12 protein-coding genes are annotated in these 15,512 nt (G+C 71.8%); 7 read left to right on the top strand and 5 right to left on the bottom strand.

All coding sequences use genetic code 11. The features are described 5' to 3' along the window. Nucleotides 1-10: 10 nt before the first annotated feature. Nucleotides 11-1,609: an FAD-dependent oxidoreductase gene (locus OG707_RS02410; protein WP_329113802.1), complete on the bottom strand. Its 1,599-nt coding sequence runs from the start codon at nucleotides 1,607-1,609 to the stop codon at nucleotides 11-13. Nucleotides 1,610-1,670: 61 nt separating this feature from the next. Then, nucleotides 1,671-2,771 carry a LacI family DNA-binding transcriptional regulator gene (locus tag OG707_RS02405; RefSeq protein ID WP_329113801.1) on the bottom strand — a complete coding sequence of 367 codons (1,101 nt, stop codon included), beginning with the start codon at nucleotides 2,769-2,771 and terminating at the stop codon, nucleotides 1,671-1,673. A gap of 204 nt (nucleotides 2,772-2,975) precedes the next feature. Between OG707_RS02405 and OG707_RS02400 the strand changes: the two genes are divergently transcribed. Next, entirely contained in the window at nucleotides 2,976-3,770 is a 795-nt protein-coding gene (locus OG707_RS02400; protein WP_329113799.1) for a VOC family protein, read from the top strand. Between the two features lie 3 nt (nucleotides 3,771-3,773). Here OG707_RS02400 and def read toward each other — a convergent pair whose 3' ends face one another. Next, nucleotides 3,774-4,421 (bottom strand): peptide deformylase, encoded by a 648-nt coding sequence (gene def, locus OG707_RS02395; RefSeq protein ID WP_329113797.1) that lies wholly within the window; start codon nucleotides 4,419-4,421, stop codon nucleotides 3,774-3,776. 168 nt (nucleotides 4,422-4,589) lie between these two features. Between def and OG707_RS02390 the strand changes: the two genes are divergently transcribed. From OG707_RS02390 to OG707_RS02375, 4 genes are all read left to right on the top strand, one after another. Beyond that, nucleotides 4,590-5,330 carry a GNAT family N-acetyltransferase gene (locus OG707_RS02390; RefSeq protein WP_329113795.1) on the top strand — a complete coding sequence of 247 codons (741 nt, stop codon included), beginning with the start codon at nucleotides 4,590-4,592 and terminating at the stop codon, nucleotides 5,328-5,330. A 129-nt stretch (nucleotides 5,331-5,459) separates the two neighbouring features. Then, nucleotides 5,460-6,605, top strand: a complete 1,146-nt coding sequence (locus tag OG707_RS02385) for a Gfo/Idh/MocA family protein (protein ID WP_329113793.1) — start codon at nucleotides 5,460-5,462, stop codon at nucleotides 6,603-6,605. Beyond that, nucleotides 6,602-7,534 (top strand): PmoA family protein, encoded by a 933-nt coding sequence (locus OG707_RS02380; protein ID WP_329113791.1) that lies wholly within the window; start codon nucleotides 6,602-6,604, stop codon nucleotides 7,532-7,534. Before OG707_RS02385 ends, OG707_RS02380 begins: the two co-directional genes overlap by 4 nt. Next, complete coding sequence (locus OG707_RS02375; protein WP_329113790.1) at nucleotides 7,528-8,247, top strand: cupin domain-containing protein; 720 nt, start codon at nucleotides 7,528-7,530, stop codon at nucleotides 8,245-8,247. The genes OG707_RS02380 and OG707_RS02375 overlap by 7 nt, the downstream gene beginning before the upstream one ends. A 13-nt stretch (nucleotides 8,248-8,260) precedes the next feature. Here the strand turns inward: OG707_RS02375 and OG707_RS02370 are convergent, their stop codons facing one another. Beyond that, the gene (locus OG707_RS02370) at nucleotides 8,261-11,683 is read right to left on the bottom strand and encodes a molybdopterin-dependent oxidoreductase (protein WP_329113788.1); all 3,423 of its coding nucleotides are present in this window, start codon (nucleotides 11,681-11,683) and stop codon (nucleotides 8,261-8,263) included. A gap of 132 nt (nucleotides 11,684-11,815) precedes the next feature. On the opposite strand from OG707_RS02370, the gene OG707_RS02365 reads away from it, so the two are divergent. Continuing rightward, nucleotides 11,816-13,285, top strand: a complete 1,470-nt coding sequence (locus OG707_RS02365) for a hypothetical protein (protein WP_329113787.1) — start codon at nucleotides 11,816-11,818, stop codon at nucleotides 13,283-13,285. A gap of 9 nt (nucleotides 13,286-13,294) precedes the next feature. Here OG707_RS02365 and OG707_RS02360 read toward each other — a convergent pair whose 3' ends face one another. Continuing rightward, a complete protein-coding gene (locus OG707_RS02360; RefSeq protein ID WP_329113785.1) occupies nucleotides 13,295-13,717 on the bottom strand; it encodes a MarR family winged helix-turn-helix transcriptional regulator in 423 nt (140 codons plus the stop codon). A gap of 189 nt (nucleotides 13,718-13,906) precedes the next feature. Between OG707_RS02360 and eno the strand changes: the two genes are divergently transcribed. Further along, entirely contained in the window at nucleotides 13,907-15,190 is a 1,284-nt protein-coding gene (gene eno, locus OG707_RS02355; RefSeq protein WP_329113782.1) for a phosphopyruvate hydratase, read from the top strand. Nucleotides 15,191-15,512 lie beyond the last annotated feature (322 nt).

Genomic DNA, 15,512 nt, shown 5'->3' with positions numbered 1-15,512 from the left:
CGCAGTGGGTTCAGTAGCCCCGGACCTCGGGCCAGTGCCGCTGCACACCCGCCCGGTCCAGGACCCGCCCGAACTCCTCGACGTGCTTGTCCTCGGCCTGCACCTGCTGCGGCTCCAGACCTTCCGCGAGGCAGTGCGCCGCGAGGGCCCCCGCGACCTCGCCGACGTTCCACTCCACGGGGTGCAGCCGGTAGCAGCCGTTGGTGATGTGGGTGGTGCCGATGTTCTTGCCCGCCGGCAGCAGATTGCGGACCCGGCGCGGCACCAGCGCGCCGAGCGGGATCTCGAACGGGACCGAACCGATGTCGATGTACGAGTCGCCGCCGGTCGAGGGGTGCAGATCGATCCGGTAGCTGCCCACACCGACCGCGTCGCGGTAGCGGGTCCTGCCGTACGCGCCGACGACGTCGGCCGCGACGTCCTGCTCGACGACGGTCGTCACCGCCTTGATGCGCCGCGACTCCCGTACGTACGCGGACTTGGCCAGGCCGTCCGGCGTGCCGGTGACGTCGGGCCGGATCCGCAGCCCCGGGAAGCCGGTGCCGCCGTCGGCCCGCGGGGCCTCGGTCTGCAGCCAGTACAGAACGGAGAGCGACAGCTGGCGGGCCTCGCGCAGGGCCTCGGTCTCCTGGCCGATGTACGGCTTCAACCAGTAGTCGTTCAAAGGCCAGTTGACGAGGGTGATGTCCGAGTCGAAGGCGCCCTCGCGGTGCATCTTGCGCGCCAGGATCCGCCGGAACCCCCACAGTTCCTTGTCGCCCGCGTCCGCACTCTGGTCGGCGCTCACGGCCAGGGGGTCCAGCACCGGGTTGGGTACGAAGGTCCGGGGGACCGGCTCCAGGGAGCGCGGGTCGGGCGCCTCGAACCCGAGCAGCGGGCCCGGCCAGAAGTCGGGGCGGTAGGCGCGCCAGAAGGCGTAGTCCTCGGGGCGGTCGACGGTGTGGTCCTCGCCCTCGTGGTGCGAGAGGGCGAAGCAGACCGTGATGCCCTGCTGGTTGTCCGGCTGCGCCTCGGCGGGTGCGTGCGGCTCCCCGAACTCCCCTTGTGCCTCCGCCCCGTTGGCGTGTTCCACGTCGGCGAGGGCGAGGAGTTCTCCCGTCTCGGTGGCGTCGATGACGTACGGCGCGCAGAAGGTGCGCAGTTCCCCGCTGCGCAGATCGCGCAGGGTGACGGCGGTGACGACATCGTTGTCGGACGCGGCGGACACGGCGCGGTGTTCGGTCAGTACGGACAGCAATCCGGACGCCCGGTGCGGCATGAGCATCGCCTCCAGGACGGCGAGGGCGACCCGCGGCTCGTGGCACAGCTTGCTGACGCGCCCGGCGCCGGGGTTGAGGTCCGCGAGCCCGAGCGCCTCGCTCCGCATCGGGTACCACTGCCGGTAGTGGGCCCGGATCCCCTCGCGCAGTGCGCGGTACGTCGCCGTCGTGCCGAACTGCTCCACCCACGGGTGCTCGTCCGGCGGCACCGCCTGCGCGGTGAGCTGGCCGCCGATCCAGTCGGTCTCCTCCGTCAGCACGACGCGCCGGCCCGCACGACAGGCGGCGAGCGCTGCGGCGACTCCGCCGAGGCCGCCGCCGACGATCAGGATGTCCGGTTCGGGTATCACTCTGCTCCTTGTGGTTGTGCCTGAACTGCCTTGCCTGTCCTGCGTGTTGAGATCTGCGTGCCTACAAGCGGGCCGGTCCTGCGGTCTGCCCGCCCCGGAACGCGCACGCCACCAGCGGTTCCGCGGCCTCCTCGCCGGCCACCAGCGCGGCGAGCAGTCGTACGGCCGCGGCGCCCAGCTCGTGCCGGGGAATGTCGAAGCCCATCGGCACCGGCTCACCCGCGAGGTCCGCGGGCGGGCTTCCGAGCAGCCCCAGCGAGATGTCGCCCGGGCAGTCGAGCCCCGCCTCCCGCACGGCGCTGTTCAGCGCCCGCCAGGCCGCCCCGGTGTCCGTCTCCTCGGCCACGAACGCCGTGACCCCGTCGGCGACCAGCGCGCGCACGCGCTCCGCCGTCAACTCCCGTACGGGATCAGCACATCGGAGCACCGCCTGCGGGCCGCCCCCGATCCCCGCCGCATCGAGCCCGTCCAGGAAGCCGCGCTGGCGGTCCGCCGAGGCGGGCGCGTCGTCGTCCTCCCGTACGAGAGCGATCCTGCGGTGCCCGAGCCCGGCCAGATGCGCGACGACCTCGCGGCTCGCGCTCACATAGTCGGCGCCGACCCAGGCCAGTCCCTCCAGCTCCTCGCGGCGGCCCAGGTGCACGACCGGGTACCCGTCGGCGACGAGCCGCTTCAGCTCGGCGCGCGGTACATGGCGGCCGAGGAAGAGGCAGCCGTCGGCGAGGCGCACCCGGCTGAGCGCGTCAGGTCCGGCGGCGCCCGCACCCCCGCTGCTCGATCCGGTGAAGAGGACCAGGTCGTAGCCGCGGGCGGCCGCCTCCTGCTCCACGCCCACCAGGAACGGGTAGTAGGAGTGCTGCACGTCCGTCGGGAACGTCGCGGTGAAGCTGAAGACGCCGAGCAGGTTGTTGCGCGCTGCCGCGAGTCTGCGGGCCGCCGGGTCGGGGACGTAGCCGAGACTGCGGGCCGCGTCGAGGACGCGCTGCCGGGTCTCGTCGGAGATCGTCGGGCCCTTGCCGTCGCCGCGGGCGGAGAGGACCAGCGACACCGTCGCCTGCGAGACCCCCGCGAGCCGGGCCACCTCGGCCTGCCGCGGCCGTGCCGTACGGCCTGCCGGTGCCGGGCTCCGTCCGGGCTTCGCACGCTTCCTCGGTGGTTCCACGCCTGCTGCTCCCTTGCTCGTACACCGTCGTTAATGCGCATTACTAATGCGCATTAACGAGCACTGTGGAGGCAGCGGGGCACGGCGTCAAGGAGTGCGGCACAACTTTCCGTACAGATCGCGATCAAGGGCCCGCACGCCTAGCGTGGAAGCCCGACCGCCGGGCCCCGTCGTGCCCGGTGCATCCGAGGGAAGGGTCGCGCAATGCCCGTGCAACCGGAGGGCGCGCCCGTATGGGCCGACGCCATGTTCCCCGACCTGGAGGCCGCGAAGGCCTTCTACGCCGAGCTCCTCGGCTGGTCCTACGATCCGGGCTCCGAGGAGTTCGGCAACTACACGCAGGCCAAGACCTCGGACGGCAAGCACGTCGCCGCGCTGTCGCCGCAGATGCCCGGTATGGAAGACGTCCCGGCGGCCTGGAACCTGTACCTGGCGACGCCGGACATCGCAGCGGCCGCCGAGCGGATCAAGAACGCGGGCGGCACCCTGCTGATGGAACCGATGCAGGTCGGCGACTTCGGCACCATGGTCACCGTGCAGGACCCCAGCGGTGTGTACTTCAGCCTCTGGCAGCCCGACTCCCACGAGGGCTTCGAGAAGGTCAACGAGCCCGGCGCGTTCTGCTGGGCCGAGGTCACCACCCGGGACACGGAGAAGGCCGACGCGTTCTTCACGTCGGTCTTCCCGTACCAGGTCGAGAAGATGGCCGACGAGCACGTGGACTTCGACGTGTGGCAGCTCGGCGGGCCGCCGGTGATGGGCCGGCTGAAGATGACGGACCAGTTCCCGGACAAGGCCCCGCCGTGGGTGAACGTGTACTTCGTCGTCGAGGACTGCGACGCGGCCGTGGAGGCCGTCCAACGCCTCGGCGGGCAGGTCTACTTCGGGCCGCTGGACAGCCCCTTCGGCCGGATGGCCACGGTCGCCGATCCGCAGGGCGCCGTGTTCTCGTTCATCGACGTCTCGTCGACGAAGGGCGACATGCCGGAGTTCGCCTGACGGTCAGCGCGCTCCGGGCAGCGTGAATCCCAGCTCGGTCGCCGCCAGTTGGGGAGTCGGCTGCGCCCAGCGCTCCAGCGCCGTCTGCGACTGCGTGGACGACAGGGAGCGCAGCTCGGCGCGGTCCAGGTAGAGCGTGCCGTCGAGATGGTCCGTCTCGTGCTGGACGATCCGCGCGGGCCAGCCGCCGAACTCCTCGTCCACCGTGCGCCCCAGCTCGTCCAGGGCGCGCAGACGCACCCGCTCGTGCCGGGCGACCACGGCCTGGTAGCCGGGCACGCTCAGGCACCCCTCGTAGAAGGCGGCCCGGCGCTCGCCCACGGCCTCGTACGACGGATTGACCAGGACCCGGAACGGCTGAGGGACGCGGCCGCGTGCGGTACGTACGTCGTCCGCCACGTTCGCCGGGTCCTCGATGACCGCCAGGCGCAGCGGCAGGCCGATCTGCGGTGCGGCCAGGCCCACGCCGGGCGCCGCGTGCATCGTGATCCGCATCGCCTCGATCAGCCTGGCCAGCTGGTCGTCGGAGAGCTGTCCGTCCAGGGGCTCGGTGGGGCGGCGCAGCACGGGGTCGCCCGCGGCGACGATCGGCAGCGGACCCTCGGCGGAGAGCAGGGCCTCGACGTGGTCACTCAATGGCGTGGAGGGCATCGGGCCAGCATGCCAATGCGATGACCGCTCGGCAACGGGGAAACCCTACGGCCGTATTGCGGTCGCATGAACGCGTTGCGACCTCGTGAACACTGCGTGTGGTGGGGAATGTGCGGCCCTGACCTGGGGGTTTCATGAGAAGAGAGAAGCCACCACGGAAGGGGTCCGATGACGGAGACGTACGAGGGGAGGGCGTCCGCGCCCGCCTCGGGTGAGACGGCGCACCCGCTCGACAACCCCGCGTACGCGGCGCTGACCGGACCGCACGCGCATCTCGCCGAGCGGCGCGGCCGGGTGCTGCGCTATCCGGTCGACGTCTCGCCCTGGCTGGCGCTGCCCGACGACCCGGGTCCCGAGGACTGGGCGGACCTCGCCGCTTTCGCCGGTCCCGGCGCCGAGGTGCCGCTGCCGGGCACGACGCGCTCGCTGCCGGACGGCTGGGAGCTGACGCAGGACATGCCCGGCGTGCAGCTCGTCGACGTGTCGGTGGACGCGGTGCACGATCCGGAGGCGGTTCTGCTCACCCCGGCCGACGTACCGGAGATGCTCGCCCTCGTGGAGCGCACCAGGCCGGGGCCGTTCGAGGCGCGCACCATCGAACTCGGCACGTACCTCGGCATCCGGCGCGGCGGCGTGCTCGTCGCGATGGCCGGGGAGCGGCTGCACCTGCCGGGCTGGACCGAGATCAGCGCCGTGTGCACCGACGCCGACCAGCGCGGTCAGGGGCTGGCCGGGCGGCTCGTGCGGTCCGTCGCCGCCGGGATCAGGGAGCGCGGCGAGACACCGTTCCTGCACACCGCCGCGCGCAATACGAACGCGATCCGGCTGTACGAGTCGCTCGGTTTCCAGCTGCGCCGCACGACGCGGTTCCGTGCCGCGAGGGTCCCCGAACCGGCGGTGCTGTCGTAGGAGTTCCGGCACATCGGCGCGTGCGGGCCTGTTGACCGGTCGCTCGACCCCTGCTTAGGTTCGACGCGAAGAAAGCGCTTGCCATCTCCGGTCGGCGCCCGCACGCCTGATGGAGTGTTGATCGCGTCCATGCGCCCCACCGATGAGAACCGTCCGCTGAAGGCCGCCCTGGTCGGCGCCGGTGGCATCGCCCGCGGCAGTCACCTCCCGGCGCTCCGGCAGCTGGCCGCCGAGGGTGTGCCGCTGGAGGTCGTCGCCGCCGTGGACATCGACGACGACGCCGTACGCCGCTTCTGCGCGGAGGGGGACATCCCGAACGCGTACACCGATCTGCAGCGGATGCTCGACGAGCAGCAGCCGGACCTGGTCACCATCTGCACCCCGCCCACCCTGCACCGCGAGCAGACCGTCACCGCGCTGCGGTCGGGTGCGTGGGTCTGGTGCGAGAAGCCCCCGTGCCCGTCGCTGGAGGAATTCGACGCGATCGAGGCCGCCGAGGGGCAGGACGGCGGTCCGTACGCGGCCATCGTCTTCCAGCACCGCTTCGGCTCCGGCGCCCGCCACGTCAGGAAGCTGCTGGCCGACGGGGAGGTCGGCCGTCCCCTGGTCGCGCACTGCCAGACCACCTGGTACCGCAACGACGCCTACTACTCCGTTCCCTGGCGCGGCCGTTGGGCCACCGAGGGCGGCGGGCCCGCCATGGGGCACGGCATCCACCAGATGGATCTGCTGCTCGACATCCTCGGCCCCTGGGCCGAGGTGCGGGCCATGGCGGGGCGGCTCGTGCACGACGTGGAGACCGAGGACGTCTCCACCGCCCTGGTCCGCTTCCGCAACGGCGCGCTGGCCACCGTGGTGAACAGCGTGCTCAGCCCCGACGAGGTCAGCCGTATCCGCATCGACTGCGAGCGGGCCACGCTGGAGCTCACGCATCTGTACGGTTACGGGAACGACGACTGGCGCATCACGCCCGCCCCCGGCGTACCCGATGAACAGGCCGCCGCCTGGCGGGACTTCGGCCCCGACGTACCCAGCTCCCACCTCGCCCAGCTGCGCGAACTCGTCGCCTCGATCCGCGCGGGGGAGCGCCCCCGCAGCAGCGGCGCCGACGGCCGGACCAGCCTGGAACTGATCTCCGCCCTGTACAAGTCCGCCTTCACCGACACCACCGTGCGCGCCGGCGACATCGGCCCCGGCGACCCGTACTACACCGCCCTCCACGGTGGCGCCCCCGGCTGGTCCCCGTCCACGCGTACCGAGGAGGCACACGCATGAGCCGCGGCCCGCTCCGACTCGTCCACACGCACGGCGACCGGATCACGGTCGGCGACCCCGCCACGGGCGTGGAACTCTTCGCGTACGTCTACCGGCCCGAGGCGGACTGGGAGGCGCCGAAGCCGTATCTGCACCCGCTCAGGACCCTGGCCGACCACGTGGTCACCGACTACCGGCCCAACGACCACCGCTGGCACAAGGGCCTGCAGATGACCGCCTCGCACCTCTCGGGCCAGAACCTGTGGGGCGGCAACACCTATGTGCACGGCGAGGGTTATCTCGCCCTGCCCGAACGGGTCGGCTCCATGGCGCATGTCGCCTTCGACGAACTGTCCTCCGACGAGGACAGGACCGTCATCGCCGAGCGGCTCACCTGGCACCCGCACAACGGCGACCTGTGGGCCGACGAGTCCCGCCGCATCGAGGTCCACGACGTCGACGCGGACTCCGGATCCTGGGCCCTCACCTGGACCAGCGCCGTCACCAACCGGCGCTCCGAACCGCTCCGCTTCGGCAGCCCCACCACCCAAGGCCGTGAACTCGCCGGGTACACAGGCCTGTTCTGGCGCGGCCCGCGCGCCTTCCGTGACGGACGCATCCAGACCGCGGACGACGAGGGCCCGCAGGTGATGGGCGCGCAGGCACCCTGGCTCGCGTACACCGGTGAGCACGACGGCGCGGACGGGTACGCCACCCTCGTCTTCGAGCACGCACCGGAGAACGGCCACGCGGGGGAGCGGGGCAGCCACCCCGCCCACTGGTTCGTACGCAACGACCCCTTCGCCGCGGTCGCGCCCTCCCTCGCCTTCCACGACGAACTCGTCCTGGCCCCCGGCGACACCCTCACCCGCCGCTACCGGGTGGTCGTCGCGGAGGGCTCCTGGGAGCGCCCCGAGATCGCCAAGTACCTTGCGGAGCACCCGTGGTGAGCGCCCCGGGGTACCAAGGACTGCCGGGAGGCGTGGCGGTCTCGCACCTCACCGTCTACGACTGGCCCGCGTCCGACGGGCTCTGCGGCGGCACCCCGCACCTGCATCTGACGTGCAGCGAGGGGTACGTCGTCACGGCCGGCCGCGGCGCCGTCCAGACGCTCACCGCCTCCGGGTTCGAGAGCACGCCGCTCGCGGAGGGCACGGTCGCCTGGTTCACGCCCGGCACCATCCACCGCCTCGTCAACGAGGATGCCCTGCGCATCGTCGTCCTGATGCAGAACAGCGGCCTGCCGGAGGCGGGGGACGCGGTGCTGACGCTGCCACCGCAGTATCTGACCGACCCCGGGACGTACGCGGCCGCCACCGCGATCCCGCTCGACGCACCCGAGGCCGAACAGGAGCGGGTGGCGCGCGCCCGCCGCGACCTCGCGATCGAGGGCTACCGGAGACTCCGCGCCGCCGAGGACCCCGCCGAACTGGCGGCGTTCCACGAGGCGGCCGCCGCACTCGTACGCCATCGCCTCGACGCATGGCGTACGCGGTGGGAGCAGGGAGCCGCCGCCGCGTCCGCCGCGACGGGGGAGCAGCTGGACCGGCTCGCGACGGGGGACGCCACGTACCTCGCCGCCGCCGAGGTAAGGGCCGAACAGCCCTCGGCCCGGGGGAAGTTCGGGATGTGCGGGCGGCTGGACGTGTACGGCACCGCCTGAGACCGGCAATCGCTCAGGCGTCGAGGACCAGGTCGGACACCGGGACGGACTGGCAGGTCAGGACCTCGGTGTCGGGGAGGTCCGGCGACGGGGTGACCAGGTGGGCGGCCTCGCCCTTCAGGACCGTACAGGCGCAGCTCTCGCACTGGCCGACGCGGCAGCCGCTGGGCAGTGCGAGGCCCGCGCCCTCTCCGAGGGCGAGGAGGGTGCCGTCCCCCTTCCGCCAGGTGATCTCGCGGTCGGAGCGGGCGAAGCGCACGGTGAAGGCGGCGTCGTCCGGGACGGTGACCTCGCGCTGTGCGGCGCGGAACTTCTCGCTGAAGATCTCGAAGCGCGGTACGCCCCGGGCCGTCAGCCCGTCGGTGAGTGAGGCGAGCATCGTTTCGGGGCCGCAGAGGTAGAAGCGGGCGCGGCGGGCGATCAGATCGGGGGCGATGTCGTCGGCGGTGATGAAGCCGCGGCGGTCGAAGTCGCGGCCGGGCACGTCGGTCTCCGCGGGCTCGGCGTAGTGGTTGACGATCCTCAACGTGCCGATACGGGAACGGAGTTCGCGCAGGCGGTCCCTGAACGGGTGGTCGGCCGAGCCGGCGTTTCCGTAGTGGAGGACTACCTCGGGGACGGTTCCGCCCGTCGCTGCCAGTGTCTCCAGGTAACTGAGGAACGGAGTGATGCCGATGCCGCCGGCGAGCAGCACCACCGGTGTGTCGGTGTGCGTGGGGATGCAGAAGACGCCGCGCGGGGCGCTGAGGTGCAGGCGGTCGCCGACCTTGAGCTCTTCGTGGACGTACGGGGAGAAGGCACCGTCCGCGATGTGGCGTACGGCGAGGCCGTAGGCGATGCGGTCCGGATCCGTGGCAGCACCCGTGAGGGAGTAGCTGCGGCCGTCCGCCGGGTCCCGGACGGTATCCGAGGCGTCCTCGGCGCGGACCGTCAGGTGCTGACCGGGCCGGTGGTCGGGCAGCCGGCCGCCGTCGGCCGGCTCCAGGCGCAGGGTGCGTACGCCGGGGCCCTCCGCGGACAGGGCCGTGACGGTGAAGGGGCGGGTCCCGGTCCAGGTGCCGTCGTCCGGCGCCGGGCGGACCTCGCACACCGAGGAGCGCAGCGGAACCGAACCGCTCAGCGGGTCGGTGGTCGCGTGGTCGACGAGCCGGTTGAAGTTGCTGCCGGTCGCGGCGAGCGGGTCCGCGCCGGGCAGCGCCAGGTCGGTGGCCTCCTGCCACCAGCCGTACTCGCCGACCACGACCGAGGGGTGCAGCGAGTCGTCGAAGCGGGCACGCAGCCGGATGCCGCCCCGGCGCGTGGACAGCTCCACCCACTGGCCCTCGGCGATGCCGCGCGCGGTGGCCGTCCGCGGGTTCATGTCCACGGACGGATCGGTGGCCCGGCGGCGCAGCGAGGTGAGGCCGCGGTGCTGGCTGTGGACGAAGGAGCCGTGCTTGGCGCAGGTCAGGACGAGAGGGAACGCGGTGTCCGTGGCGGCCGGGTCGTGGTGCTCGGGCACGGCCGGGTAGCCGTGCTCCCACAGCCGCTCCGAGTACAGCTCGACGCGGCGCGTCGGCGTGTTGAACCCGGCCACCGTCCCGCTGCCGCCCGCCTCGGCCGCGTACTTGCGGTGGGCGAGGGGACGGGGCACGCGCACGCCGCCGGGGCGTCCGCGCAGCTCCTCGACGGTCAGGCCGAGCGGTTCCAGCTGCCAGTTCCAGGCCGCCTCGATGTCCCCGTCGAAGAACAGGCCGTCCATCCCGAGGCGGCAGGCGAGGTCGAAGACGACCTCGGTGTCCGAGCGGGACTCGCCCTGCGGCTCCACCAGGCGCGGCCTCAACTGGACCTGTTCCTGGGCCCGGTGGCTGATCTCGAAGCCGAAGCGCAGCGCCTCGTGCTCGTAGGCGCTGTTGACCGGCAGCACGATGTCGGCGCTCGCACTGGTCGGGTTGGCGAACAGGTCGAGGTGGACCTGGAACTCCAGCTCCCGCAGGGCGCGCGCGACCCGGTCCGAATCGGGCTGTGACACCACGAGGTTGGAGCCGAAGGCGATCAACGCCCTCACCTGGTACGGCTGGTGGTTCTCGATCGCGCGGCACAGATCGCCGGCGTTGATGTAGCCGAAGGCGGGCGGCCCCAAGGGGTGCCTGTCCAGGCCCAGCGCCTTGGCCCGCTGCCCGGGCGCGAACTGGGCGAAGGAGGTGGCCGGGTTGTACGGGGGCGGCGGTGCGACGTGATTGCCGCCCTCGGTGTCGTACGACCCGGTCAGCGCGTACAGGGTGGCCAGCGCGCGTTCCGTCTGGGCGGCGTTGGCGCTCTGACCGACGCCGGTCCATCCGTAGTACGTCACCGAACGCGCGGCCCCGATCTCCGCGGCCAGGGCCCGGATCTCCCGCTCGGGGATCCACGTGGTGCGCGCGACCCGCCCGGCGGGCCACTGGGCGCAGGCGTCCGCGTACCGCTCGAAGGCGGGCACGCAGTCGGCCGGTCCTGTACGCGTCACGACCCGGTGCACGCCGCGCAGCGCGAAACGCTCCGGGCGTACGGCGGCGCGCCCGGTGTCGTACGGCTCGGCGAGGCCTGTCTCCTCGTCCCACACCGCGAAACCGTCGGCGCCCTCGGAGAGTTCGGCGGCGCGCAGGAACCGTCCTGTGCCGGTCCGCACCAGCAGCGGGGCGTTGGTCCAGGAGCGTACGAACTCCTCGTCGAAGGTGCCGTTCTCGATCAGCAGGTTCGCCAGACCCAGCGCCAGTGCGGCGTCCGTGCCCGGCCGCACCCGCAGCCAGTGGTCGGCGCGCAGAGCGCTGGTGGAACGGCGGGGGTCGACGACGGCCAGCTTCATGCCGTTCGCCTGGGCGGCGGAGACGGCGGCGGACTGCGACAGCCAGGTCTTGGCCGGGTTGAAGCCCCACAGCAGGGCGAGATCGGAGTGCGCGTAGTCCGGTGGCGGAAGGGGCGAGCCGAAGGTGAAGGCGTGCGCGAAATCCTTGTGCCAGTTGCAGATCTCCGCGCTGTAGACGGTGTTCGGACTGCCGAAGTGGCGTACGAAACGCTCGATCCACTCGGTCGCGTCGGACACCATCGTCCCCGACGGGGTGGCCACCGCGAAGGCCACCGCCTCGGGCCCGCTCTCCTCGGCGATCGCACCGATCCTGCCGGCGATCTCGCTCATCGCCTCGTCCCAGGAGATGGCCTCCCAGCCCGGGTCGGGGTCCGACTTCGGGTGTGTACGCCGCAGGGGAGTGGTCAGCCGGCGGGTGCTGTGCGCGATCTCGGGCGCGGACCGCCCCTTCGGGCACATCGCGGCACCGGTCGGGTGCCCGGGGTCGGGGCGTACGCCGGTGAGCCGGCCGTCCTCGATCGTGTAGACCGCTCCGCACCGCGACTTGCACAGCGTGCAGAATCCGTGCTTCTCCTCGACCGCCACCGGGTACCTCCAAGGGCCTGCGGCCACCTGGCCGCACCTTCCATTGGACGCCTTCCGGCCGGTCGTCCGGATCGCCGTCCGTCCTCGACCTCCAGGGTCCGAAGTCCCTTCGTCCCCAGGCGAACGGCCGCTGTCAGTGCGCGCTCCTACAGTGTCCGCATGATCCCTGAGACCGAGCCGGACCACTCCCCGCAGCATCTTCTTCAGCGGTGGATCGACGACCTGCCGTTTCCGCTGCTGCTCCTGGAGAAGGTGATCCTTCCGCAGGATTTCCGCCTCGACTATTCTCCCGGGTCGCTCGATGCCCTGGAGGCGCACTTACTCGCGCGGGACGACTCCGACCAGGACTTCGTGAAGCGGGAGGAGCTGATGGACGCCGTGACGGCCTACGTCGGCGAAGTCCTGCTCTCGGTCGCCGGCGGTGCATGGGGCTGGAATACCCGGCCCGTCGACGACCGCCCCGGACAGCCCGTCGTCTCGCCGGACCCGGAGCTCGAACTCTCGCCCGTCGCACCGCTGCTGCTGATCGCGTACGCCCTGCGCGTCCGGACGGGGACGGCGTTCGCCGACGAGGTCGAGCGGCTGCGGCAGGCCGTGACCGTACGGCAGGAGGCTGATCCGGGGTGGACACCGGTCAAGGCGCACACCCCGCGCGTGGACCCCGTGCCGCCGCTGGCGGAGGATCCGGCGCTGACGGCGTGGCTGGCCGAGCGGCCGGACTCGTCCTGGGGCCGGTCGGAGTGGGGTTTCTTTCCCGAGACCCTGGACCGGCTGGAAGCCGCCGTGAGGGAGCGGTTCGCCACGGTGGAGGAGTTCGACGCCGCACGGGACGACCCCTTTGTGCAGGGGGCCTGCTGGTACCTGGGCGAGGTGATCCGGCGGAACAAGGGGGCGGTGTGGCAGTACATACCGTTCGATCCCGAGGCCGAGCCAGGGACCCCGGGCTCGCGCGAGAGCCTGTGGACCGAGGTGCCGTACGTGGACCAGCCGTACAAGAGGGTCGGTGGGTCGGCGATCCCGCTCGGATGCCTGCGCGAACTGTTCCTCCAGGAGGACAGGCTGCGGGACGTACTGGTCTGGTTCAGGGCGACCTCGTACGCAGAGGTCGGAGCGCTCCTGAGGCGCATGGACATGGTGTCCCGGGAGAAGGCCGACGCCGTCCTCGAGGACTTCGCCGAGTTCGCCCACCAGGGACTGAACCCGCATGAAGTGCCCAGCATGCTCGAAGAGTTCGGGGTGGCCGTGTCGGCCCACGGCGAGGACGTCGACTTCCTGGAGGAGAGCTACGCACACTTCCTGCAACGGGCGGCGGCACTCACCGAAGGCGCGGTCACCATCACCGGCGTACGGCTCCGTGAGGAAGACGAGTACGACGACGTTCTGGAATTCGCCCGCAACGGCGTCCCGGTGACCCAGCAGACCGAGCACCTGTCGGACGACTACCTCGACATCCTGGCGATCGTCGAGGTCATCGGCCATGTCGATCCCGACCCCGGTGAGGACACGCGCCGCTTCCACCTCGTCGACTTCCAGCGCCGCAGCAATGTCACGTACGACACCTACTTCGCCTTCGCCACCCCCGAACAGGCGGCGGTGCTGGAGCGGGAACTCGGCCTGGAACTGCGCTGATCCGGGCCCCTAGCGCGCGGCGAGCCGCTCCATGAGTGCGGCGCTGCGCGCCAGCACCTCCCGCTCCTCGCCGGTGAGCTCGGTCTCGATGGCCTGGGAGAGCCAGCCGGCCCTGCGCCCGCGCTCGGCCTCGAGTGCCGCCCGCCCCGCGGACGAGAGCTCGACCAGGGACTTGCGGCCGTCCGTGGGATGCGCACGCCGGACGACCAGGCCCTGTTCCATCAGCAGCCCGACCGCACGGGCCATGGACTGGGGCCGTACGCGCTGATCCGCGGCGAGGTCGCTGGTGGTCATGGCCCCGTCGCGGTCCAGGGTGCCGAGTACGGAGACCTGGCCGTGCGGAATCCGGTCCTCGTGCTTCACGCGGCGCGAGAGCTTGCCCATCGCATTACGCAGTTCAGTGGCGACGGCGGCGGGTTCCGGGGTGGGCATACGGCACTTTAACCGGTGATCACCGGCGGGACCGCTCGCCCTGTCTGCACAGCCGGATTGCGCAGCAGAACTGCACAGCTGGACTGAACAGCAGAACTGAACAGCATTGCTGTAGAGTCTGCCGTGTCGCGGCACGCGCCAGCGTTGTCGCAGCAGGGCCGCGGCGCGCAGCAACGCGAAGGATCCACCATGGTTTCCACCATTCAGTCCGTCACCGCCCGCAGGGTCCTCGACAGCCGGGGCAACCCCACCGTCGAGGCCGATGTCCTCCTCGCGGACGGATCCCTCGGACGTGCCGCAGTCCCCTCCGGCGCCTCCACCGGGGCACGCGAAGCTGTGGAGCTTCGCGACGGCGACCCCGGGCGCTGGCACGGCAGGGGCGTCGACCGTGCGGTCGCCCACGTCAACGGCGAGATCGCGGCGGCGGTCGTGGGGCGCGACGCCGACGACCAGGCCGGCCTCGATGCGGCGCTCGTCGCCCTCGACGCCACGTCGGACAAGTCCCGCCTCGGCGCCAACGCGCTCCTCGGCGTCTCCCTCGCCGCCGCCAAGGCCGCCGCGGCCGCTCACCGCCAGCCGCTCTACCGCTACCTCGGCGGCGCCGACGCCCGTCTCCTCCCGCTGCCGATGATGAACATCGTCAACGGCGGCGCCCACGCCGACAATCCGCTCGACTTCCAGGAGTTCATGATCGCTCCGGTGGGAGCGGAGACCTTCGCGGAGGCCGTCCGCATGGGCTCCGAGATCTTCCACACGCTCCGCCGCGACCTGCTCTCCGCCGGGCACTCCACGGGCGTCGGCGACGAAGGCGGCTTCGCGCCCGCACTGCGTACCGCGGAGGAGGCGCTCGACTTCGTCATGGCGGCCGTCGAGCGCACCGGATACCGGCCCGGCACCGACATCGGCTTGATCATGGACCCGGCGTCGTCGGAGTTCTTCCGGGACGGCGCGTATGTGTACGCGGGCGAGGGCGTGCGCCGTACACCCGCCGAGCAGGTCGACTACCTGGCCAAGCTGATCGACGCGTACCCGATCGTCTCCATCGAGGACCCGATGGCCGAGGACGACCTGGACGGCTGGCGGGAGCTCACCGCCCGCGTCGGCGACCGCTGCCAGCTCACCGGCGACGACGTGTTCTGCACCAACGAGGGTCTGCTGCGCGAGGGCATCCGCACCGGCGTCGGCAACTCCGTTCTGGTCAAGGTCAACCAGATCGGCACCCTGACCGAGGCCCTTGCCACGGTCGCCACCGCGCACCGCGCGGGCTGGACGGTCGTCATGTCGCACCGCTCCGGCGAGACGGAGGACACCACCATCGCGGACCTCGCGGTCGCGACCGGCTGCGGGCAGATCAAGACCGGCTCGCTGTCCCGGTCCGACCGTACGGCGAAGTACAACCAACTCATCAGGATCGAGGAGGAGTTGGGTGCATCCGCGCAGTACGCGGGCGGAACGGTGCTGCAGCGCCACTGACGAACAGCCCGCCCGCGAGGCGCCGGTCCCCTTCCAGGGGCCGGCGCCTCGCCGTGTGCCGGGCCGTCTCGACAGCTGACATCACGATGTCCGCCATACGGGACATGGTTGTCGGGGGACACGGTCCGCGGACAGGATGCGGGCATGACCCCCGCCCTTGTCTCGCGCCGTCACGTGGATCTGCTGCGTGTGTCGAGCATGCTCTGTCGGGTCGACTCCAGCTGTACGCACGGCTGCTGACACTTCCTTCTCGCGGACGACTCCGCCCCTCAGGACCTTGACCCCGTGACGGGGCCGCTGTCGCGCGCCCTCACGGCCGTCC

The sequence above is a fragment of the Streptomyces sp. NBC_01465 genome, from assembly GCF_036227325.1.
In the GTDB taxonomy this organism is placed as follows: Bacteria; Actinomycetota; Actinomycetes; order Streptomycetales; family Streptomycetaceae; genus Streptomyces.
The sequence above is the reverse complement of the archived record's forward strand: the minus strand, read 5'-3'. Positions and strand labels throughout refer to the sequence as shown.

Bases quoted from the DNA above. Each gene is read 5' to 3' on its own strand.
- OG707_RS02400 (WP_329113799.1), top strand. From the start codon at position 2,976: ATGCCCGTGCAACCGGAGGGCGCGCCCGTATGGGCCGACGCCATGTTC.
- def (WP_329113797.1), bottom strand. From the start codon at position 4,421: ATGCCCTCCACGCCATTGAGTGACCACGTCGAGGCCCTGCTCTCCGCC.
- OG707_RS02390 (WP_329113795.1), top strand. From the start codon at position 4,590: ATGACGGAGACGTACGAGGGGAGGGCGTCCGCGCCCGCCTCGGGTGAG.
- OG707_RS02385 (WP_329113793.1), top strand. From the start codon at position 5,460: ATGCGCCCCACCGATGAGAACCGTCCGCTGAAGGCCGCCCTGGTCGGC.
- OG707_RS02380 (WP_329113791.1), top strand. From the start codon at position 6,602: ATGAGCCGCGGCCCGCTCCGACTCGTCCACACGCACGGCGACCGGATC.
- OG707_RS02365 (WP_329113787.1), top strand. From the start codon at position 11,816: ATGATCCCTGAGACCGAGCCGGACCACTCCCCGCAGCATCTTCTTCAG.
- OG707_RS02360 (WP_329113785.1), bottom strand. From the start codon at position 13,717: ATGCCCACCCCGGAACCCGCCGCCGTCGCCACTGAACTGCGTAATGCG.
- eno (WP_329113782.1), top strand. From the start codon at position 13,907: ATGGTTTCCACCATTCAGTCCGTCACCGCCCGCAGGGTCCTCGACAGC.